Raw genomic sequence first — 19,845 nt, 5'->3', positions numbered from 1 at the left:
TTCCGTCATGGTTTCATTATTAGCACTCGGGCCATGAGAGTGCCAAAACGTCGTGCGAAGAGCCGAATTGTGTCGTCTCAAACCGATACGATGGAAACGCATAGTGAAGGTAATCGAACATTTTCGACACAAGTCGAACATGGAGACCTCTACATTGGAAGGAAAGCAGCACCATATGGCAGATTTCACATGGTCCGAACTCGATGAGCGGGCTGTCAAGATGGCCAAGGTCCTCTCGGCCGACGCGGTCGAGAAGGCCGGAAGCGGCCACCCCGGCTCCCCTATTTCGCTGGCGCCCATCGCCTACGCGCTCTACCAGCACTTCATCCGGCACGACCCCAACGACCCCGACTGGGTCGGGCGTGATCGGTTCATTCTTTCCGGCGGCCACGCCTCGCTGACCCAGTACGTGCAGCTTTACTTCTCCGGGTACGGACTGACCCTGGACGATCTGAAGCGCTTCCGCACCGCCGGCACCAGGACCCCCGGCCACCCCGAGTACGGCCTGACCCCCGGCATCGAGATGACCACCGGCCCGCTGGGCCAGGGTCTGGCCTCGGCCGTGGGCTTCGCCTATGGTCAGCGCTACGAGCGCGGTCTGCTGGATCCGGATGCACCCGAGGGGCAGTCCCCCTTCGACCATAAGGTCTGGGTCATCTGCGGCGAGGGCGACGTCGAGGAGGGCGTCTCCTCCGAGGCCAGCTCCCTGGCCGGCGACCAGCGCCTGGGCAACCTGACCGTCATCTTCGATGCCAACCACATCCAGATCGAGGGCGACACCCGCATCGCCCTGGGTGAGGACATCCTCAAGCGCTACCAGGCCTATGGCTGGTACACCGACGAGTTCAGCTTCATCCAGCCCGACGGCTCCTACAAGGAGGACGTCGAGGGCCTGGCTGCCGTCCTGGAGAAGGCCGAGCAGGTCACCGACCGGCCCAAGTTCATCAAGGTGGACACCCTGATGGCCTGGCCCACCCCCGGCAAGACCAACGATCCTTCAGCCCACGGCTCAGCCCTGGGCGCCGAGGCCGTCGCCGGCCTGAAGAAGACCCTGGGCTACGACCCTGAGCAGAACTTCCAGATTGACGAGGAGGCCCTGGCCCACGCCCGCGAGGTCGCCCAGCGCGGTCTGGCCGCCCACAAGGACTGGGACGAGAAGTACCAGGCCTGGCGCAAGGCCAACCCCGACAAGGCTGCCCTCTACGACCGCATCCATGCCGGCAAGCTGCCCGAGGGCTTCGACAAGGCCCTGGACGATCTGGAGGCTGGCTTCGAGCCCGGCTCCAAGGTGGCCACCCGCAAGGCCTCCGGCGCAGTCATCAACGCCCTGGCCCCCATCATGCCCGAGCTCTGGGGAGGATCCGCCGATCTGGGCGGCTCCAACAACACCAACATCAACGGTGCCGTCTCCTTCGCCCCGGAGGCCGACAAGACCGTCCAGTGGCCCAAGGCCAGCAAGTACGGCCGCCAGCTGCACTTCGGCGTGCGCGAGTTCGGCATGGGCGCCATCACCAACGGCATCCTGCTGGGTTCGGACACCAGGCCCTACAACGGGACCTTCTTCCAGTTCAGCGACTATGAGCGCCCCTCGGTGCGCCTGGCCGCCCTGATGGACATCCCCAACCTGTATGTGTGGACCCACGATTCCGTGGCCCTGGGCGAGGATGGCCCCACCCACCAGCCCATCGAGCACCTGACCGCCGTGCGCGCCATCCCCCGGATGGAGGTTGTGCGCCCCGCCGACCAGTACGAGACCGCTGAAGCCTACCGCGCCTTCTTCGAGAAGGACAACACCCACCCCACGGCCATGATCCTGACCAGGCAGGGCGTGCCCACCCTGGAGGAGACCAAGGCCAAGGCCCGCGAAGGCGTGCGCAAGGGCGCCTACGTGCTGGTCGACACCGAGGGCCAGCCCGACGTGCTGATCATGGCCTCCGGCTCCGAGGTGCAGCACGCTGTGGCCGCCTCCAAGACCCTGGCCGAGCAGGGCGTCAAGGCCCGCGTCATCTCCGTGCCTTCGCTGGAGTGGTTCGAGGAGCAGGACGACGAGTACAAGGAAGCCGTTCTGCCCGCCTCCGTCAAGGCCCGCGTCTCCGTCGAAGCCGGACTGGCCACACCCTGGTACAAGTACCTGGGCAGCTATGGCAAGCCCGTCTCCATCGAGCAGTTCGGCCTGCAGGGCAGCGGCGACGAGAACATGCGCGACCTGGGCATCACCGCCGATCATGTGGTCGAAGCAGCACAGGCCTCCCTGGAGGAAGTCCGTCGGGCCCGCTGACCCCGGCATCGTGATCAATCGGGGGCCGTCCGCGACGCCGGCCCCCTCCCCTGCAGGCACGCCCGAAACGCGGGCCTGCGGGAATACAGCAACAGACTTCCCGGTAGTGCATAGTGAATGTGATTCCATCGGGAACCCAAATAAGGAGTGACAAGATGGCAGAAAATGCAAACACCCAGCGCACCAGCGATTCAGGTGTCTCGATCTGGTTGGACGATCTGAGCCGCACCCGCATCGAGTCGGGCAATCTGCAGCAGCTGATCGCCGAGCGCAATGTGGTGGGCGTGACCACCAACCCCTCGATTTTCCAGAAGGCCCTGAGCCAGGTGGGTCCCTATGACGAACAGCTCAAGCAGCTGGGCCGCATCCCCGTTGAGCAGGCCGTCCGCGAGCTGACCACCACCGATGTACGCAACGCCACCGACATCTTCCGCGAGGTTGCCGAGAAGACCGACTACGTGGATGGACGCGTCTCCATCGAGGTCGATCCTCGTCTGGCCCACAACACCGAAGAGACCGAGAAGCAGGCCGAAGAGCTTTGGAACAAGGTCGATCGTCCCAACGCCATGATCAAGATCCCCGCCACCCTGGAGGGCCTGCCTGCCATCACCGCCACCCTGGCCAAGGGCATCTCGGTCAACGTGACCCTGATCTTCTCCCTGGAGCGCTACAAGCAGGTCATCGACGCCTTCATCGAGGGCATGGTCCAGGCCGACAAGAACGGCCATGACCTGAAGCACATGGGCTCGGTCGCCTCCTTCTTCGTCTCCCGCGTGGACACTGCGGTTGACAAGCTGCTGGAGGCCAACGGCTCTGACGAGGCCAAGTCCCTGGAGGGCAAGGCCGCTGTTGCCAACGCCCGCCTGGCCTACGAGCTCTTCGAGAAGGCCTTCGACAGCGATCCCCGCTGGGCCGACCTGGAAGCCAAGGGCGCCAAGCGTCAGCGTCCGCTCTGGGCCTCCACCGGCACCAAGAACGCCGCCTACTCCGACTGCAAGTACGTGGACGAGCTGGTGGCCCCTGACGTGGTCAACACCATGCCTGAGAAGACCCTGAACGCTCTGGCCGATCACGGCAACGGCGCTCCCTCTGTCAAGGGCACCTACGAGGAGAGCCACCAGGTGATGCAGAAGCTGGCAGACCTGGGCATCAACATCAAGGATGTGACCGACAAGCTGGAGGCCGATGGCGTCGCCGCCTTCATCGACTCCTGGGATTCGGTCCTCTCCGACGTGCAGAAGGGCATCGACCGCGTCAACGGCTGAGCGCCTGACTGGCAGTCGCAGCTATTAAAGATTGTGCCCCATCTGGTTTAAACCAGACGGGGCACAATTGATATTAGTGATGGATTTTGCTGGATTTCTTGCCGCTGCGGGGCTACTCGGCCTTGGTCTCTTCGACCACCTGCTGCAGGGTGGCGATCAGGGCTGGGCTGTCGTTGGGCATGTTCAGCCTGGTCAGGGTGCCGCCGGCGGACTCGATGGCCTTGGCCAGCTCCATGTCCACGTCGTAGCAGATCTCCAGGTTGTCGGCGATGAAGCCGATGGAGGCGGAGACGATGGTCTTCATGCCGCTCTCAGTGATCAGATCCTTGGCCACCTTGACGAAATCAGGCCCGATCCAGGGCTCCTCGGTGCGGCCTGCCGACTGCCAGGCCAGTACGTACTGGTCCTCATTGAGACCGGCTGCCCGGGCCACGGCATTGGACAGACCGATGACCTCATCCTTGTAGGGGTCCCCTCCCTGGATGATGCGCAGGGGCAGGGAGTGGGCGCTGAAGATCACCTTGGTGTCCGGCCGGTCGGTCAGATCCTTCTTGGCCACCAGCTGGTCGCTCCAGAAGTGGATCAGCTCCTGGTGGTTCCACCAGGACCGCACCGGCAGGTATTCCATGCCCGGATGGGCCTCGATGGCCTTGCGGGCGCGGTTGTGGTAGTCCTCGCTCGAATAGGAGGAGTACTGCGGGGCCAGCGGCAGGCCGATCACCCTGGTGATGCCATCGGCGGCGATCTGGTCGACCGCATCCTTGATGAAGGGGGTGATGTACTTCAGCCCCTCGTAGACCTTGTAGGCGCCGGGATGGGCCTTGTCCAGCGCAGCCTGGAGGCCGTCGCGCTGGGCCGTGGTGATCCTGGCCAGGGGCGAGGGCAGACCGATGGCCTTGTAGCGGCCGACCAGCTGGTCCATGAGCGGCTTGGGCGGCTCCTGCCCATGGCGGATGTTGGTGTAGTACCTCCTGATGTCGGACTCCTGGTAGGGGGTGCCGTAAGCCATGAGGAGGACTGCTGTAGGTTCAGTCATCAGCAACTTCTTTCTGTGAAAATGGAATGCAATATGTCAGGCCGATATTGACCAGGGCTATGACGATGACCACCAGGAACATGTTCCTGTAGGAGGCCAGCCCGGCCTGTCCACCCGCCTTGCCCAGCTCAATGGCCGAGGCGAAGAGCAGGGGGGCGATGGTGGTGCCGATCTTCTTGCAGGCCGACAGCCCGCCGATGGCCTGCATGCGGTTCTCGGGCCCGGCCAGCCTTCCGGCGATGACCTGGAGCGGCGAGGACATCATGGAGCCCATGCCGACCCCCATCAGGAAGGACAGGACCATGAAGAGCTGCAGGTTGTGCAGGGTCAGGGTGATCACCAGGGCCATCAGGCCTATCAGCGACGATGAAAAAACGAGCGTGGTCCGGTAGCCGAACTTGTCGACCAGGAGCCCGCCCAGCCAGGATCCGACTACGGAGCCCAGCCCGACGCCGACCATGACCATGCCGGCCGAGCGGACCGGAAGCCCGAAGACGGAGTGGACATAGGTTGGAATGTAGACGAAGAGGGAGAAGAACATGCCTCCCAGCGTCCCCAGCAGAAGTGTCAGCCCATAGGAGGGCAGCTTCAGCAGGCGGATGGGCAGGAAGGGCATGGTGTCCTTGGCGTCGCCCAGGTTGCGCTCATGCACCAGGAAGATCGCGCCGGCCACCACTGCGACCAGGAGGCATCCGATGATCAGGGCCAGGTAGGTGGTGCCGTACTGGAGGAAGGTGATCGCCACCATCAGCAGGGCCAGAGCGATGCTGAAGGAGCCCAAGCCCAGGTAGTCGGTCTTCCAGGCGCGGTCGGTCTGGGAGTCACCCATCATGAACCAGGCCACGATGAAGAGGATGGCCAGGAAGGGCAGCATCATGAAGTAGTAGGCCCGCCATCCGTGGGTGATGCCCAGGAGCATGCCGGACAGGACCGGGCTGACCATGGCGGAAAGACCGGCGATGATGCCCACCGTGGAGACCTTCCTGCCCTGGTTGTTCCTGCGGGCGCGCTGCAGAAGGACGTTCATGGACAGGACCATGATGCCGCTGTCTCCCAGGGACTGGATGAACCGACCCAGCAGCATGACCGCATAGTTGGGCGAGACCGCCGTCATCAGACATCCAAGGAACCAGAAGGCCAGTTCCCAGAGGAAGACCTTCCTGGTCCCATGGGCGTCGGAGAGGTTGGAGGTGATGGGAGTGCCCACCACCAGGCCCAGGGTGTAGAGTCCGACCACCCAGGAGGAGCCCATGGTGGTCAGGCTGAAGGTCCGAGTGATGGACGGCAGCATGGTCGGCACCGCTCCCCCATCCAGCTGGGTGATGAAGACGATGACCATGAAGAACCATATGGGCGTGGAAAGGATTGATCTTCTCTCTCTTGTCGACATGGTGTTACTGTCCCATCTGGTCCGTGAGCAGCCTGTCGATGCGCTCAGGATCGGTCTGGGTGCCCACCAGGAAGTAGGGGAATTCGCCGTAGATGGAGCTGGCTTCGATGTAGCGCATCTCGGTCACGATCTTCTTGAATTGGACAGGGTCGTCGGCGAACAGGGTGACGCCCCACTCGTAGTCGTCCAGGCCGATGGAGCCCGTCAGGATGATTGAGACCTTGCCGGCATAGGAACGGCCGATCTTGCCGTGGTCGTGCATGTAGGCCTTGCGTTGATCGTAGGGCAGCGTGTACCAGTTGGCGCCCGGAACTCGGGTCTTCGACATGGGATAGAAGCAGATGTAAGGCTTGTCAGGGGTCTTGGGATGCAGGCTGGCATTGACGTAGGACCAGCCACGGTCCGTGGTCGGCTCGCCCGAATAGAGGCCTACTTCGGTGACCGACACATAGGAGATTGTCGGCTCCAGATAATCGGAGAGAGGCAGCTTCTCCAAGGAGGTCTCGACCTCCTGCAGCTGATCCAGGGTCTCCCTGAGGACCATCAGGCCCAGGTCGGCCTTTTGCCCGTTGACCTGGCACCAGTAATGGCTTCCCTTCCCCTGGGACTGGACCGCATCCAACTTTGCGGCCAGGTTATCAAACTCCACCAGGCATACCCGGCGTTCGTTTTGATCCACTCGGCGCCACTTGGCCCAATCGATCTTCCAGAAGAGGTGAAGGCAGAACCAGCCCTCCAGACTCGGTGCAGCTTGCTCAGCCATGAGCACATCCTTTCGCTTGCTTAGCTTGCACGACATTGTGTGATGTGCCACTCGTCGGGCACACCGTTACCCACTCTATCCGCCAGGCGGCTGAATCGTTGGATTATCGGTGCATTGTGAATGACATATTGTGGTAATAGTCAAGGACTATGTGCCTTGCACTGAAATCGTCCGGATATGAAAAGACCCCGGGCGATGCCGGGGTCAGGTATTTCAGGTATTGGTTGCTGGAATCAGGCCAGCTTGTACTTGGAAATGAGGTCCAAGGCGATGATGATGGCAACCCAGATCAGAGCCACGATAATGGTCAGCCGGTTCAGGTTCTTCTCGGCTGCGCCCGAGGTGCCAGCGTTGGAGCCGATTCCGCCGCCGAACATATCGGACAGACCGCCACCCTTGCCCTTGTGCAACAGAATCAACATGGTCAGCAATATGCTGGCGAGGATGACGACGATTTGAAGCACAATCTTGACAATGGTCACGGCACATACCTCCATGTAAGGAACTGGGAACAAGTATACATACACCCGTCGAAAAACGCATCAGCCCTTGGCGGCCAGTCGCACGATTCGCACGAACTCCTCCACATCCAGGGAGGCGCCGCCCACTAGAAAACCGTCCACGTCCGGCTGGGTGATCATCTGGGAGGCGTTCTTGGAGGTGACCGAGCCGCCGTAGAGAATGCGCACGGCCTGGCCGGCTGGCTCTCCGAACTTGCTTGAGATATGGTCACGGATGGCCCGGGCGGCCTGTTGGGCGGTGTCCGGGGTGGCCACCATGCCGGTGCCGATTGCCCAGACCGGTTCGTAGGCCACGATCAGGTTGTCCATGTCCTCCTTGGCCAGGTCTCGGGTGACGTCATTGACCTGGCCAACGGCGAAGTCCAGCTGGATGCCCTGGCGACGCTCCTCGTAGCTTTCCCCCACACAGAGGATGGGCTTCATGTCCGCAGCCAGAACGGCGCGGACCTGGTCGACGATGTTGGCATCGTCCTCGGGATGGTACTTGCGCCGCTCCGAATGGCCCACGATGACGTAACTACAGCCCAGCTGGGCCAGCATGTCGGCGGACACATCGCCGGTAAAGGCCCCCTGGGCGGTGACGGAGACGGCCTGGGCCCCATACTCGATGGGCAGGTTGTCGGCTTCGACCAGTACCTGGACAGAACGCAGGGCGGTGAATGCGGGCATCAGCGCCACCTGGCAGCGCCTGCGGTCGAAGTGGGCGTCGCGCAGGAGCCAGGCCAGCTTCTGTACGAAATAGGTGGCTTCCAGGTGGTCGAAGTTCATCTTCCAATTGCCGGCCACCAGGGGAATGCGTGCCATACCAGACCTTTCCATCCGCGCAACAACAGCAATGCCGGGCCGCCGGATGCGAAACCCGGTGACCCGGCATTGCCCGTCTGTCTGCCGATTTTACTCCAGCACCTTCAGACCCGGAAGCTCCTTGCCCTCAAGGAATTCCAGAGAGGCGCCACCACCGGTGGAGATGTGCGAGAAGCCATCCTCCGGGAAGCCTAGGTTGCGCACGGCCGAGGCGGAGTCGCCACCGCCGACGATGGTGAAGGCTCCGGCCTTGGTGGCGTCGACCAGGCCCTGGGCCACAGCCCGGGTGCCGTCGGCGAATGCCGGGAACTCGAAGACGCCCATGGGTCCGTTCCAGACCACGGTCTTGGAGTCCACGATCTTGTCGTGGAAGAGCTTCTGGGAGTCGGGACCGATGTCCAGACCCATCTTGTCTGCAGGGATGCCATCGGCAGGAACCACCTGGTGGGGCGAATCCGCCTTGAACTCGTCAGCCACCACGATGTCGGTGGGCAGAACCAGCTCCACACCCTTCTCACGGGCGGTGGCCATGTAGCCCTTGACGGTATCGACCTGATCCTCCTCCAGCAGGGAGGAGCCGACCTCGTAGCCCTCGGCCTTGAGGAAGGTGAAGACCATGCCGCCGCCGATGACCAGACGGTCGGCCTTGCTGAGCAGGTTCTCGATGACGCCCAGCTTGTCGGAGACCTTGGAGCCGCCCAAGACCACGGTGAAGGGCCGCTCGGGGTTCTCGGTCGCCTTGGACAGGGCCTTGACTTCCTTCTCGACCAGCAGGCCTGCTGCGGAGGGCAGGAACTTGGCCACGGAGTAGTTGGAGCCTTGGGCACGGTGGACCACGCCGAAGCCGTCGGAGACGAAGACATCGCCCAGGTCGGCGATCTTGCGGGCGTAGGCATCGCGCTCGGCCTCGTCCTTGCTGGTCTCCTCGGGGTTGTAGCGCACGTTCTGCAGCAGAACCACGTCGCCGTCGTTCATGGCGGCCACCTTGGCATGGGCATCGGGACCATAGGTGTCCTCGGCCAGAGGAACCTGCACGCCCAGCAGTTCGCCCAGACGAGCGGCCACGGGGGCCAGGCTCAACTCGGGAACGACCTTGCCCTTGGGGCGACCCAGGTGGGCCATGAGGATGACCTTGGCGCCCTGGCCACGAAGCTGCTCGATGGTTGGCAAGGCGGCGCGGATGCGGCCGTCGTCCGTAATGGTGGTGCCGTCCAGCGGCACGTTGAAGTCCGCGCGGACGAGCACGCGCTTGCCCTTGAGATCACCGAGGCTCTTCAGTGTTTTCATGCGTATCCTTTCTGACTGCGGGTCCATGCGCCCGCTCCTCTGCCATGGTACTCAGGCTGACCGACCTGTGTGAGCTATCTCACTCTTGTTTGGTCTCTTCCTCGGCCCTCTTCTTTTCGACCTTGTTGGCCAGCTGCAGCAGACGGCGGATGCGTCCGGCGATGGCATCCTTGGTGACCGGCGGATCGGCCAGGCGACCCAGCTCTTCGAGTGAAGCCTCACGGTGATCCAGACGAAGCTGGCCGGCCGCACGCAGGTTCTCGGGGATGTCGTCGCCCAGAATTTCGAAGGCCTTGGTGACCTTGGCACTGGCCTCGACGGCGGCCTTGGCCGACCGGCGCATGTTGGCGTCGTCGAAGTTGGCCAGTCGATTGGCCTTGCCGCGGGATTCCCCGTCGCTGCGCTTGCCGGTCCACTCCCTGGAGGACTTGGGTGCGCCCATCAGGTTGAGCATGCGTTCGATGACGTCCGGATCGCGCAGGGTGACGCGCTCGGAGCTGCGCACCTGGCGGGCCTTGGCGTTGATGCCCAGACGGCGGGCTGCACCCACCAGGGCCAGGGCTGCCTCGGATCCGGGGCAGACGATCTCCAGGTAGGAGGCCTTGCCTGGGTCGGAGAGCTCGCCATGGGCCAGGAAGGCCCCTCGCCAGGCGGCCTTGACCTGGGCGATGTTGCCGGAGACGATGTCGGCCGGAAGACCACGAACCGGATGCTTGCGGCGGTCCAGCAGACCGGTCTGCAGGGCCAGGGCGCCGCCCGCCCGCAGCACGCGGACCGAGTAGCGGGTCAGGTTGCCGGTGGGGGCCTGCCGCTTGACCTGAATCAGATCGGAATCATGGCCGTAGACGTCCCTGATGGTGTTCTGCAACCACTGCGCTGCCGGCAAGGAGTCGAATTGCGCTTCCACCACAATGTGGCGCTGAATGATGTGCAGACCGCCACCGAAGCGGATCATCGCCGCCGATTGTGCTTTCTTGGCAGAGGGGGGTTCGTTGTCAATCGCGGCCAGCTCGCTTTTGACATCATCAAGTAGGGCCAAGAGCCGTCCTCCTACGAAAAAATACTGAAAAATGAATACTTCTTGGCCGCGCGACACACCTGCCGTGCCGACCACCGGATTACTGTGATACCGAATATCTTGGACAAATTGCGCCTTTGGCTATCCGCGGGAACGGTGCGGCAGCTCGCGGGCCGAGACGGTCACCTCCATTCCCCGGGACCGCAGACGGGCGGCCAGAGCGTCGGCCATGGCCACTGAGCGGTGCTGTCCGCCAGTGCAGCCAAAGGCGATGGTCACATAGTGCTTGTCCTCGCGCGCATAGCCGCTGAGCGCGGTCAGAATGGCGGTGGTGTAGGCATCCAGGAACTCCTTGGCGCCCTTGCTGGCCATCACATAGTCACGGACCGGGCCGTCATGCCCGTTCAGGTCGCGCAGCTCGGGGACCCAGTAGGGGTTGGGCAGGAAGCGGACGTCGGCGACGAAATCAGCATCGATGGGCAGGCCGTACTTGAATCCGAAGCTCATGATGTGCACGCCTACGGTGGTCGGGCCGGAGCCCAGGACCATTTCATAGAGGCGGGTGGAGAGCTGATGGATGCTCAGGTTGGAGGTGTCGATGACCATGTCGGCACGTTCCTTGAGCCCGGCCAGCAGGCGGCGCTCCTCGCGGATGCCGTCGATCAGGCGGCCCGAGCCCTGCAAAGGATGGGGTCGGCGAACGGACTCATAGCGTTTGACCAGCACCTGGTCTGAGGCGTCCAGAAAAAGGATGCGGCAGCGCACACCCAGGTCGTCCAGGTGGCTGAGCACGGCCGACAGATCATCGAAGTAGGAGCGGGAACGGACGTCGATGACGGCGGCCAGGCGGTGCAGGGAGCTGCCGGCCGAGGTCATCATGTCGACCAGGGGCACCAGCAGGCGCGGGGGCATGTTGTCGACCACATACCAGCCCATGTCCTCCATGGAGTCGGCGGCCCGGGAGCGGCCTGCGCCGGACATGCCTGTGATCAGCAGTACCTCGAAGCCTGCGAAGGGCGGTTTTTCCGTCGTCATCGTCATGCCTCCCTCAAGGCTTGGTCCATAGCGGCCACCGGAACAGTGGCCAGGGGTCGGCCGGTCATCAGAGCCACCTGACGCACGGCTTGGTAGAGCAGCATACGTTCACCGCTGATGGCCCGGGCACCCGGTCGGCTGCAGAAGGCCTTCATGAGTGGGGTGGGCCGGGGGTCATAGACCACATCCAGCAGAACCGGGCCCAGGCGTTTGTCGTCATCGGCCTCTGGAGTCCCAGCTGTATTGAGCAGATCAGCAAGGGGGTCGGCTGCCCCCGAAGGCAGGGTTGAGACGATAATATCGGTCCCGATCAGTGCCTTTTCGGCTGCCTCAGACTGGTCCATGGCTGTGACGGTTGGCCCAGGAAGGCCAAGCCGGGAGGCAAGGTCCAGCATGTGGTCGCAGTGCTCGGGGTTGCGGGCCAACAGGTCCACACGCTCGACCCCCAGCACCTTCAAGGCGCAGAAGGCGGACTCGGCTGTATTCCCGTTGCCGACGACCAGGGCCTGCGCTCCCCCATACGGTTGATCAGGAAGTCGGTCCTGCCGACCCTGACCGGCTGCCTCCAGCAAGGCGGCCAGATCGTCAGGATCTTCGTCAGCCCGGCAACGGTCGGCAGCCTCCAGAAGAGCGGCAACTATCCCCTCTACATCTGTGTTGTACAAGGACAAACCTTTGGCGGGGCCGCCCTGTGCAAAGACTGCTGTGTTGGCCACTCCCAGGGTCTTGGACCAGCAATCGCGAAAATCACCCAAAGGCCCTACAGCACTCTTCAAGGGCATGGTCAGGCTGAGTCCTGCCCAAGACGGGTCAAGGCCGTGGATAAAGTCCGCCAGACCGTCAGCGTCCATGCGCACACGGTCATAGCGCCAACCATCCAGGCCCAGTGCGGCATAGGCTGAACGATGCAGGAGTGGCGAAAGGGAATGGCTGATTGGGTCGCCCAGGACGGCACAACGACGATCAGGTCCATTCATATCTGCAATCACGCACCAATCAACTCAGGGCATGGCCCTCTGCCAGCCTCCTGAGCCATTTTATCGCTGGCTGTCCCCGGTCTGGTCCTGGTCACTGTGCAGGGCCTGGTAGATGGCCTTGGCCTTGGCTGCGCCGATGCCCTTGACTGCCTCCAGCTCCTCCTGGGAGGCCTGGCGCATGCGCTTGACCGAACCGAAGTGATTGAGCAACTTCTTCTGGTAGGAGGGGCCGATGCCCGGAATCTCGTCCAGGGCCGACCGGAGGGCACCCTTGCGCCGGGTCTGCCGGTGGTAGGTAATAGCGAAACGGTGGGACTCGTCGCGCACCCGCTGCAACAGGTACATGCCCTCGGACTGACGCTTGAGGATGATGGGATAGTCGTCGTCAGGCACCCAGACCTCCTCCAGACGCTTGGCCAGCCCGCACAGGGCCACATCGTCCACTCCGCAGTCGTGCAGGGCCCGTGCTGCGGCGGTCACCTGGGGCTTGCCACCATCGACCACGATCAGGTTGGGCTTGTAGGCGAAGTGGCGGGCGGCGGTGTTCTGCTGGACGATGGCCCCCTCCTCCTGCTCCACCAATTCGGGTGCCTTGTCGCTGGCCTTTCGCTCGGCTTCCATGCTGTCGCCACTGTCGCCCGCGATGTTGCCATGGCGGAAGCGCCGGGTCAGGGTCTCGTAGATGGCGCTCATATCGTCCACAGCGCCCTTGCCGTCCTCGCCGCGGATGGCGAACCGACGGTATTCGGACTTCTTGGGGACCGCGTCCTCGAAGACCACCATGGAAGCCACCTGGAACTGGCCGCCCACGGTGTTGGAGATGTCATAGCACTCGATGCGCAGCGGGGCGCGGTCCAGTCCAAGGGCCTTGGCCACGTCGTTCATGGCCTGGGTGCGGGTACCCATGTCGCTCATGCGGCTGAGCTTGCTGCGCTGGAGGGCCTGGCGGGCATTGGCGTTGGCCCGGTCCATCAGGGACTTCTTCTCACCCCGGCTGGCCACACGGATGGTCACTGCGGATCCACGCAGCTCCCGTAGCCACTCCTGCAGGTCGCCGGTCCGATCCGGCTGGATGGGGACAATGACCTCGGGAGGCACCGGCGAGATGGGGGCCAGCAGGTCGGCGCGTCCGGTCTGATCCTGATGCTGGTGTCGGCTCCTGGTGGCCTTGGCCCGGGCCTCGGCATCCAAGGCCGTGACCTTCTGGGTGGAGCCCATGGCATCCCGGTCCTGGCTGATGGAGACAGGTGCATCAGAATCCCCGGGCAGCTTATGTAGCTCACTGTCATTCTCATTCATCAGGTCCGAGTAGACCTGCACCAGCAGGTCGCTGATCAGCTCGCTGTCGGAGACGTCCTCGACCCGCTCCACGCTCCAGTTGCGTTCGCCACGGATGGCTCCTGAGCGCACGAAGAAGGCATGGACCGAGGCTTCCAGTTCGTCCGAGGCCACTCCGAAGACGTCCACATCCACGTTGGAGGCGAAGGCCACGGCATTCTGCTCGATGACCGTGTCCAACATGGCGATCTGGTCGCGTAGGCGGGCGGCCTTCTCGAAGTCCAGCTCCTTACTGGCCTTCTGCATGCTCCTGGTCAGTCCGGCCCGGTAGCTCTTGCCCAGCCTGCCGGTGATGACCCCGGTCAGCTCCGTACACAGACGCCGGTGGTCGCTGGCGCTGATCCGGCCCACGCAGGGGGCTGAGCACTTGCCGATGGAGGCCAGCAGGCAGGGACGGCCGCTGAGCTTGGCCTTGCGAAAGACGCCGGGGGTGCAGGTGCGCACCGGATAGGTCTTGAGCAGGGCATCAAGGGTGTGCTTCATGTCCCAGACCTTGGCGTAGGGGCCGAAGTAGCGGGTGTCGTGCCGCTTGCGCACGCGGGTCATCCAGACCCGGGGGAACTCCTCCCCCACGGAGACAGCCAGGTAGGGGTAGGTCTTGTCGTCCCGCAGTTTGACGTTGAAGCGGGGGTCGAACTCCTTGATCCAGGTGTATTCCAGGGTCAGGGACTCCAGGTCGGTGCCCACCACGGTCCACTCCAGGCTCCGGGCCGTCAGGACCATGGTCTGGGTGCGCGGGTGCAGGTTTTCCAGGGGCTGGAAGTAGTTGGTCAGACGGTTGCGCAGGTTCTTGGCCTTGCCCACGTAGATGACCCGGCCGTCGCCGTCCCGCCACTTGTAAACCCCCGGCTGAGTGGGAATGTCCGAGGTCTTGGGACGGAAGAGGTCCCGGCTGTCGCCCAGCAGGGGTGCGCCGTTCTTGTTGACACCGGTCGTGGTGCCGGTGGCGGACTCCTCCTCCAGGGCTTGGGCGGTGCGTCGCCATACCTGCGGCGTGTGCCGCTCGAAGCAGCTACGGGTCATGATCGGGTGGCCTTGGCTACCTTGGCGGGATCCAGCATGGGCTTCAAGTACTTGCCGGTCCAGCTGTTCGGATTGGCGGCCACCTGCTCGGGGGTGCCCTGGGCTACCACGGTGCCGCCGCCGTCGCCGCCCTCGGGTCCCAGGTCGATGATCCAGTCGGCGGTCTTGATCACATCCAGGTTGTGTTCGATGACGATGACCGTGTTGCCCTTGTCAACCAGGCCGTGCAGGACCTTGAGCAGCTTGCGGACATCCTCGAAGTGCAGACCCGTGGTGGGTTCGTCCAGGATGTAGACGGTCTTGCCGTCGGAGCGCCGCTGCAGCTCGGTGGCCAGCTTGACCCGCTGGGACTCGCCTCCGGACAGGGTGGGCGCTGGCTGACCCAGGCGGATGTAGCCCAAGCCCACGTCCACCAAGGTGTCCAGGTAGCGGGCGATGGAAGGATAGGCCTTGAAGAAGTGGGCGGCCTCCTCAATGGGCATGTCCAGCACATCCGAGACGGTCTTGCCGTTGTAGGTGACCTCCAGGGTCTCCCTGTTGTAGCGCTTGCCGTGGCAGGTCTCGCACTGCACGTAGACGTCGGGCAGGAAGTTCATCTCGATTTTGATGGTCCCGTCACCGTGGCAGGTCTCGCAGCGGCCGCCCTTGACGTTGAAGGAGAAGCGGCCGGGACCATAGCCGCGCACCTGGGCCTCGGGGGTTTTGGCGAAGAGCTGGCGGATCTTGTCCCAGACGCCGGTGTAGGTGGCCGGGTTGGAGCGCGGGGTGCGGCCGATGGGGTTCTGGTCCACATGGATGACCTTGCGCACCTGGTCCACGCCCTCCACCCGGGTGTGCTTGCCGGGCACGATGCGGGCGTTGTTGAGCTGGTCGGCCAGAACCGGATAGAGGATGGAGTTGACCAGGGTGGACTTGCCGGAGCCGGAGACGCCGGTGACCAGGGTCATGACCCCCAGCGGGAAGGAGACCTTGAGGTTCTTCAGGTTGTTCTCGCGAGCCCCCACCACGGTCAGCTGTCTGGTCTTGCTGGTCTTGCGACGGCGCTTGGGCACCTCGATGGACCGACGCCCGGCAATGTAGTCGGCGGTGATGGAGCGGGAGGCCTTGACCAGGTCCTGCGAACGCCCGGAGAAGATGACCTCGCCGCCATGCTCGCCGGCCCCTGGGCCGATGTCGACCAGCCAGTCGGCCTGGCGGATGGTGTCCTCGTCGTGTTCGACCACGATCAGGGTGTTGCCCAGGTCGCGCAACCGCTGCAGGGTCTTGATAAGCCGGTCGTTGTCCCTCTGGTGCAGGCCGATGGAGGGCTCGTCCAGCACATACATGACGCCCACCAGTCCGGAGCCGATCTGGGTGGCCAGGCGGATGCGCTGGGCCTCGCCGCCGGAGAGGGTGGCCGCAGCCCGGGACAGGGTCAGATAGTTCAGGCCCACGTCGTTGAGGAAGCGCAGACGGGCACGAATCTCCTTGAGGACCTCCCCGGCGATCTTGGCCTGGGCACCCTCCATATGCAGGCCCTCAACCCATTTCAGGCTGGCGGACACGGCCATGTCGCAGACCTGGGCGATGGACAGGCCGTCCACGGTCACGGCCAGCACCTCGGGCTTCAGGCGCTTGCCCTGGCAGACCTGGCAGGGCACCTCGCGCATGTAGGATTCGTAGTACTGCTTCATGGGCTGCGAGTCGGTCTCGTCGTGGCGGCGCATCAGGGTGCGGACCACGCCCTCGAATCCGGTGGTGTACTCGCGCAGGCGTCCCCAGCGGTTGCGGTAGGAGACGTCCACCTTGAAGTCGTGCCCGTACATGACGGCGTGACGGACTTCCTCGGGTAGGTCCTTCCAGGGGGTCGAGGTGGAGAAGCCCATCTCCTTGGCCAGGCCGTCCAGCAGGTGGCCGTAGAAGCGCTGCTGGCTCTTGGTGCCGCTCCAGGGCTCCACGGCCCCGTCCTTGAGGCTCTTGTCGGGATCGGGCACCACCAGCTCGGGGTCGATCTCCAGGTTGAATCCCAGGCCGGTGCAGGCCGGGCAGGCTCCGTAGGGGGCGTTGAAGGAGAAGGTCCTGGGTTCGATCTCATCCAGCTCCAGCTCGTGGCCGTTGGGGCAGGACCGCTTCTCGGAGAAGGGCTGACGACGCTCGGGGTCCTTGGCATCCAGATCCACGAAGTCGGCCACCACCGTCCCCTTGGCCAGGCGCAGGGCGGTCTCCACGGAGTCGGTCAGCCGCTGGCGCATGCCCTCGCGGATGACCAGCCGGTCCACCACCACCTCGATGGTGTGCTTCTTCTGCTTGGTCAGTTTGATGGAGTCGGACAGCTGGTGCATGTCCCCATCGATGATGGCCCGTGAGTAGCCGTCGGAGCGCAGGAGCTCCAGGGTCTCCACGAACTCGCCCTTGCGACCCTTGACGATGGGGGCCAGGAGCTGGAAGCGTGTCCCCTCCGGCCTGGACATGAGGGTGTCGACGATCTGCTGCGGCGACTGGGCGCGCACCTCGGCCCCGCAGACCGGGCAGTGGGGAATGCCGGTCCGGGCGAAGAGCAGGCGCAGGTAGTCGTAGACCTCGGTGATGGTGCCCACGGTGGACCGGGGGTTGCGGTTGGTGGTCTTTTGATCAATGGAGACGGCCGGGCTCAGGCCCTCGATGAAGTCCACGTCGGGCTTGTCCATCTGGCCCAGGAACTGGCGGGCATAGGCGGAGAGGGATTCCACATAGCGGCGCTGACCCTCGGCGAAGAGGGTGTCGAAGGCCAGGGAGGACTTGCCGGAGCCCGACAGGCCGGTGAAGACCACCATCCGGTTGCGGGGTATGGACAGGTTGACGTTCTTGAGGTTGTGGGCCCGGGCGCCCTGGATGACGATCTTGCGGTCGTTGGGCACCATGGACAGGTCCGCCACCAGGGACCCCTTGGATTCGATCATGCGCGGGTTTTCGATGGCCGCGTCCACTGTCGACTTAGGCTTGTTCTGCTGCTTCACGTGCTTCCCATCCGCTTCCCTGAAGACCCATGGCCAAGGCTGAGGCCAAAGCCTGACCATAATATCGCCGGGGCCGAATAATTCGAACAGGTGTTCGACGACGGCTTAGATGGACGGGGCGGGCGAATCCAGGGGCGGACGGCCGCAGCCGTTGAGGAAGCAGTCGTGCTGGTGGTCGTTGATCATGCCGGCTGCCTGGAGGAAGGAGTGGACGGTCACCGGCCCCAGGAAGCGCAGGCCCAGGTCGCGCATGTCCTTGCAGACGATGGCTGACAGGTGGTCGTAGCGCGGTATGGAGGGGTCGTCCGGGTAGTCGTGGTTGATGGTCTGGCCACCGGTGAAGGACCAGCAGTAGCGGTCGAATGCCTCCCCGGGAAATTGTCGGGTGATCAGGGCCGCGTTGGCCACCGTGGCTTCGATTTTGCGACGATTGCGGATGATGGCAGGGTCGGCCATGAGACGGTTGATGCGGTCGGCATCGAAGTTGGAGACCGCTTGGATATCGAAGTTGTCGAAATTCTTGAAGAGGGCCTGGCGGCGGTGTAGGACCAGCTGCCAGCTGAGCCCGCACTGGAATATCTCCAGGGAGAGCATGGCGAAGAGCCTCTGGGACCCGTGCAAGGGGCGGCCCCACTCATGGTCGTGGTAGCTGCGCATGAGCGGATCGTCCACCTGAGCCCAGTCGCACCGATGTAAAGGTTCAACCATCTCGCACTCCCCCTCTCCAGTATTCGGCTTCAGGCTAGCACCGGAGGCCGCCCGGAACGGGTGGTCAATACCACTGAGCCAGGCGGGCTGATTTAGAGTTGGAGCAGAGGCCGGTCGGCCCATGCCCGGGGCAATCCCCACGGCGGCAGTACGGTTGCGGCCGGCAAGGAGAGGAAGCATGTGCCATGACTGACAAGGACAATCCGCGCAGACTCTGGACCGACGATGAGAACCCGGTCGAGAGGGCCAAGCGCACCTCCCCTGCCATGCAGGGCAACCAATCGAGCGCAAATTCGGCATCGGCATCTCGGAGTTCGACGAGTACAGGTTCGGGGTCTCCGAATTCATCGACACCAAAGTCGTCTACTTCAAATTCATCTAGCTCAGGTTCATCGCCTTCAGGTGCCGCAGACCACCAGTCTGGTGATTCGTCGAAGAAGGCGCCAACTGACAAAACCAGTGCAGATGAGACTGCCAATGGAGTCAAGAGTCGCTCTAATCGCAGCAGCAATGAGGCAGCGCAGGAATCAAATCAAACAAAGCAGAGTCAGCCTGAAAAGGAGCAGCAATCCTCCAAGGGACGCGGCTGGAAGCTCTTCGAGGATATCGTGCTCTGGGTGGCCTGGGTGGCCATGGTGGGCTTCAACGGCTATGCGGAGGTCTACCACTTCAATGGCACGACCGTGGGCGGCCTGGCACGCAAGGTCGACCTGTGGATTATGCCCGCCGGATACGTCTTCGCCATCTGGGGGGTAATCTACATCGCCCTGGCCATCTGGCTCTTCCGCTTCTGCCTGGCCGGCCCCAGCCGCAAACGTCTTGGCTTCCTGCCCTTCACGCTGAGCGGGCTGCTCTTCGTGGCCACCTGCTGCCTGAACATCGCCTGGCTGGCACTGTGGCATATGGAGCGCAACTTCTGGGCCCTGGTCATCATCCTCATTCTGACCGTGCTGGCCTGGATGCTCTACGCCCTGGTGCGCAGGGATGCCACCAAGGCCGGAACCCCCACCGCAGCCAAGGCCCTGGATTGGATCCCCCTGTCCATCTACGCAAGCTGGCTGAGTGTGGCCACCCTGGTCAACGCCGGATACATGGTGGTGGCCGGGCACAAGGTCGGCAATGCAGTACAGGGATTCGCCACCATCATCGTGGTCGGCGCCCTACTGGCCGTCGCTTATCTGATGAACAGGCATGGCAAGGACTGGGTCTTCGGCCTGGTGGTCATCTGGGCCTGCCTGGGCATCGGCATCAGGATCTTCTCCTTCGCGGCAGTCATGGGTGTGCTGGTCATTGCTTTGACCGCAGTAGGTGCCTTCCTGGTCTACTTCCCCTGGAGCAAGTTCAGGGTGGTCCGTCGCTGACCCATCCATGACTGATCCATTGCCCCGTCAGCCGAGACGCACTGGCGGGGCTTGCTTCTTGCTACC

General features: G+C 63.6%; 15 protein-coding genes. 3 read left to right on the top strand and 12 right to left on the bottom strand.

The annotated features are described in order from the left end of the window. The first annotated feature begins 175 nt into the window (after positions 1 to 175). Together tkt and tal are read left to right on the top strand one after the other, a co-directional pair. Positions 176 to 2,278, top strand: a complete 2,103-nt coding sequence (gene tkt, locus P272_RS0106960) for a transketolase (protein WP_029678821.1) — start codon at positions 176 to 178, stop codon at positions 2,276 to 2,278. 155 nt (positions 2,279 to 2,433) lie between these two features. Beyond that, the gene (gene tal, locus P272_RS0106955; RefSeq protein WP_029678820.1) at positions 2,434 to 3,543 is read left to right on the top strand and encodes a transaldolase; all 1,110 of its coding nucleotides are present in this window, start codon (positions 2,434 to 2,436) and stop codon (positions 3,541 to 3,543) included. A gap of 112 nt (positions 3,544 to 3,655) precedes the next feature. Here tal and hemH read toward each other — a convergent pair whose 3' ends face one another. The 12 genes from hemH to P272_RS09450 all read right to left on the bottom strand — a co-directional run bounded on the left by hemH (position 3,656) and on the right by P272_RS09450 (position 18,418). Next, on the bottom strand, positions 3,656 to 4,579 hold the full coding sequence (hemH, locus tag P272_RS0106950; RefSeq protein ID WP_029678819.1) for a ferrochelatase: 924 nt from the start codon (positions 4,577 to 4,579) through the stop codon (positions 3,656 to 3,658). Continuing rightward, the gene (locus tag P272_RS0106945; RefSeq protein WP_029678818.1) at positions 4,572 to 5,969 is read right to left on the bottom strand and encodes an MFS transporter; all 1,398 of its coding nucleotides are present in this window, start codon (positions 5,967 to 5,969) and stop codon (positions 4,572 to 4,574) included. Before P272_RS0106945 ends, hemH begins: the two co-directional genes overlap by 8 nt. 4 nt (positions 5,970 to 5,973) lie before the next feature. After that, positions 5,974 to 6,732 (bottom strand): hydrogen peroxide-dependent heme synthase, encoded by a 759-nt coding sequence (hemQ, locus tag P272_RS0106940; protein ID WP_029678817.1) that lies wholly within the window; start codon positions 6,730 to 6,732, stop codon positions 5,974 to 5,976. Between the two features lie 233 nt (positions 6,733 to 6,965). Next, positions 6,966 to 7,214: a preprotein translocase subunit SecG gene (secG, locus tag P272_RS0106935; protein WP_029678816.1), complete on the bottom strand. Its 249-nt coding sequence runs from the start codon at positions 7,212 to 7,214 to the stop codon at positions 6,966 to 6,968. A gap of 60 nt (positions 7,215 to 7,274) precedes the next feature. Then, on the bottom strand, positions 7,275 to 8,057 hold the full coding sequence (tpiA, locus tag P272_RS0106930) for a triose-phosphate isomerase (RefSeq protein WP_029678815.1): 783 nt from the start codon (positions 8,055 to 8,057) through the stop codon (positions 7,275 to 7,277). Between the two features lie 90 nt (positions 8,058 to 8,147). After that, positions 8,148 to 9,344, bottom strand: a complete 1,197-nt coding sequence (locus tag P272_RS0106925) for a phosphoglycerate kinase (protein ID WP_024628061.1) — start codon at positions 9,342 to 9,344, stop codon at positions 8,148 to 8,150. 79 nt (positions 9,345 to 9,423) lie between these two features. After that, complete coding sequence (gene whiA, locus P272_RS0106920) at positions 9,424 to 10,383, bottom strand: DNA-binding protein WhiA (RefSeq protein WP_029678814.1); 960 nt, start codon at positions 10,381 to 10,383, stop codon at positions 9,424 to 9,426. Between the two features lie 120 nt (positions 10,384 to 10,503). Continuing rightward, on the bottom strand, positions 10,504 to 11,397 hold the full coding sequence (gene rapZ / locus P272_RS0106915) for an RNase adapter RapZ (protein WP_155805045.1): 894 nt from the start codon (positions 11,395 to 11,397) through the stop codon (positions 10,504 to 10,506). A gap of 2 nt (positions 11,398 to 11,399) precedes the next feature. After that, complete coding sequence (locus P272_RS0106910) at positions 11,400 to 12,374, bottom strand: shikimate dehydrogenase family protein (RefSeq protein ID WP_029678812.1); 975 nt, start codon at positions 12,372 to 12,374, stop codon at positions 11,400 to 11,402. Between the two features lie 60 nt (positions 12,375 to 12,434). After that, positions 12,435 to 14,735, bottom strand: a complete 2,301-nt coding sequence (uvrC, locus tag P272_RS0106905) for an excinuclease ABC subunit UvrC (protein ID WP_029678811.1) — start codon at positions 14,733 to 14,735, stop codon at positions 12,435 to 12,437. Beyond that, complete coding sequence (gene uvrA / locus P272_RS0106900; RefSeq protein WP_044097896.1) at positions 14,732 to 17,653, bottom strand: excinuclease ABC subunit UvrA; 2,922 nt, start codon at positions 17,651 to 17,653, stop codon at positions 14,732 to 14,734. Before uvrA ends, uvrC begins: the two co-directional genes overlap by 4 nt. A 162-nt stretch (positions 17,654 to 17,815) precedes the next feature. Then, the gene (locus P272_RS09450; RefSeq protein ID WP_044097884.1) at positions 17,816 to 18,418 is read right to left on the bottom strand and encodes a DNA-3-methyladenine glycosylase I; all 603 of its coding nucleotides are present in this window, start codon (positions 18,416 to 18,418) and stop codon (positions 17,816 to 17,818) included. A 185-nt stretch (positions 18,419 to 18,603) separates the two neighbouring features. Between P272_RS09450 and P272_RS09445 the strand changes: the two genes are divergently transcribed. Next, the gene (locus P272_RS09445) at positions 18,604 to 19,779 is read left to right on the top strand and encodes a TspO/MBR family protein (RefSeq protein ID WP_172636722.1); all 1,176 of its coding nucleotides are present in this window, start codon (positions 18,604 to 18,606) and stop codon (positions 19,777 to 19,779) included. The last annotated feature ends 66 nt before the right edge of the window (positions 19,780 to 19,845 follow it).

The organism is Bifidobacterium sp. 7101, assembly GCF_000499285.1.
Classification (GTDB): Bacteria; Actinomycetota; Actinomycetes; order Actinomycetales; family Bifidobacteriaceae; genus Bombiscardovia; species Bombiscardovia apis_A.
Note: the sequence above shows the minus strand (reverse complement) of the source record. Positions and strands in the feature narration are given on the sequence as shown.

What these genes read in the sequence shown, in the direction of transcription:
- tkt (WP_029678821.1), top strand. Translation starts at nt 176, where the DNA reads ATGGCAGATTTCACATGGTCCGAACTCGATGAGCGGGCTGTCAAGATG.
- tal (WP_029678820.1), top strand. Translation starts at nt 2,434, where the DNA reads ATGGCAGAAAATGCAAACACCCAGCGCACCAGCGATTCAGGTGTCTCG.
- hemH (WP_029678819.1), bottom strand. Translation starts at nt 4,579, where the DNA reads ATGACTGAACCTACAGCAGTCCTCCTCATGGCTTACGGCACCCCCTAC.
- P272_RS0106945 (WP_029678818.1), bottom strand. Translation starts at nt 5,969, where the DNA reads ATGTCGACAAGAGAGAGAAGATCAATCCTTTCCACGCCCATATGGTTC.
- hemQ (WP_029678817.1), bottom strand. Translation starts at nt 6,732, where the DNA reads ATGGCTGAGCAAGCTGCACCGAGTCTGGAGGGCTGGTTCTGCCTTCAC.
- tpiA (WP_029678815.1), bottom strand. Translation starts at nt 8,057, where the DNA reads ATGGCACGCATTCCCCTGGTGGCCGGCAATTGGAAGATGAACTTCGAC.
- P272_RS0106925 (WP_024628061.1), bottom strand. Translation starts at nt 9,344, where the DNA reads ATGAAAACACTGAAGAGCCTCGGTGATCTCAAGGGCAAGCGCGTGCTC.
- rapZ (WP_155805045.1), bottom strand. Translation starts at nt 11,397, where the DNA reads ATGACGACGGAAAAACCGCCCTTCGCAGGCTTCGAGGTACTGCTGATC.
- P272_RS0106910 (WP_029678812.1), bottom strand. Translation starts at nt 12,374, where the DNA reads ATGAATGGACCTGATCGTCGTTGTGCCGTCCTGGGCGACCCAATCAGC.
- uvrC (WP_029678811.1), bottom strand. Translation starts at nt 14,735, where the DNA reads ATGACCCGTAGCTGCTTCGAGCGGCACACGCCGCAGGTATGGCGACGC.
- uvrA (WP_044097896.1), bottom strand. Translation starts at nt 17,653, where the DNA reads ATGATCGAATCCAAGGGGTCCCTGGTGGCGGACCTGTCCATGGTGCCC.
- P272_RS09450 (WP_044097884.1), bottom strand. Translation starts at nt 18,418, where the DNA reads ATGGTTGAACCTTTACATCGGTGCGACTGGGCTCAGGTGGACGATCCG.
- P272_RS09445 (WP_172636722.1), top strand. Translation starts at nt 18,604, where the DNA reads ATGACTGACAAGGACAATCCGCGCAGACTCTGGACCGACGATGAGAAC.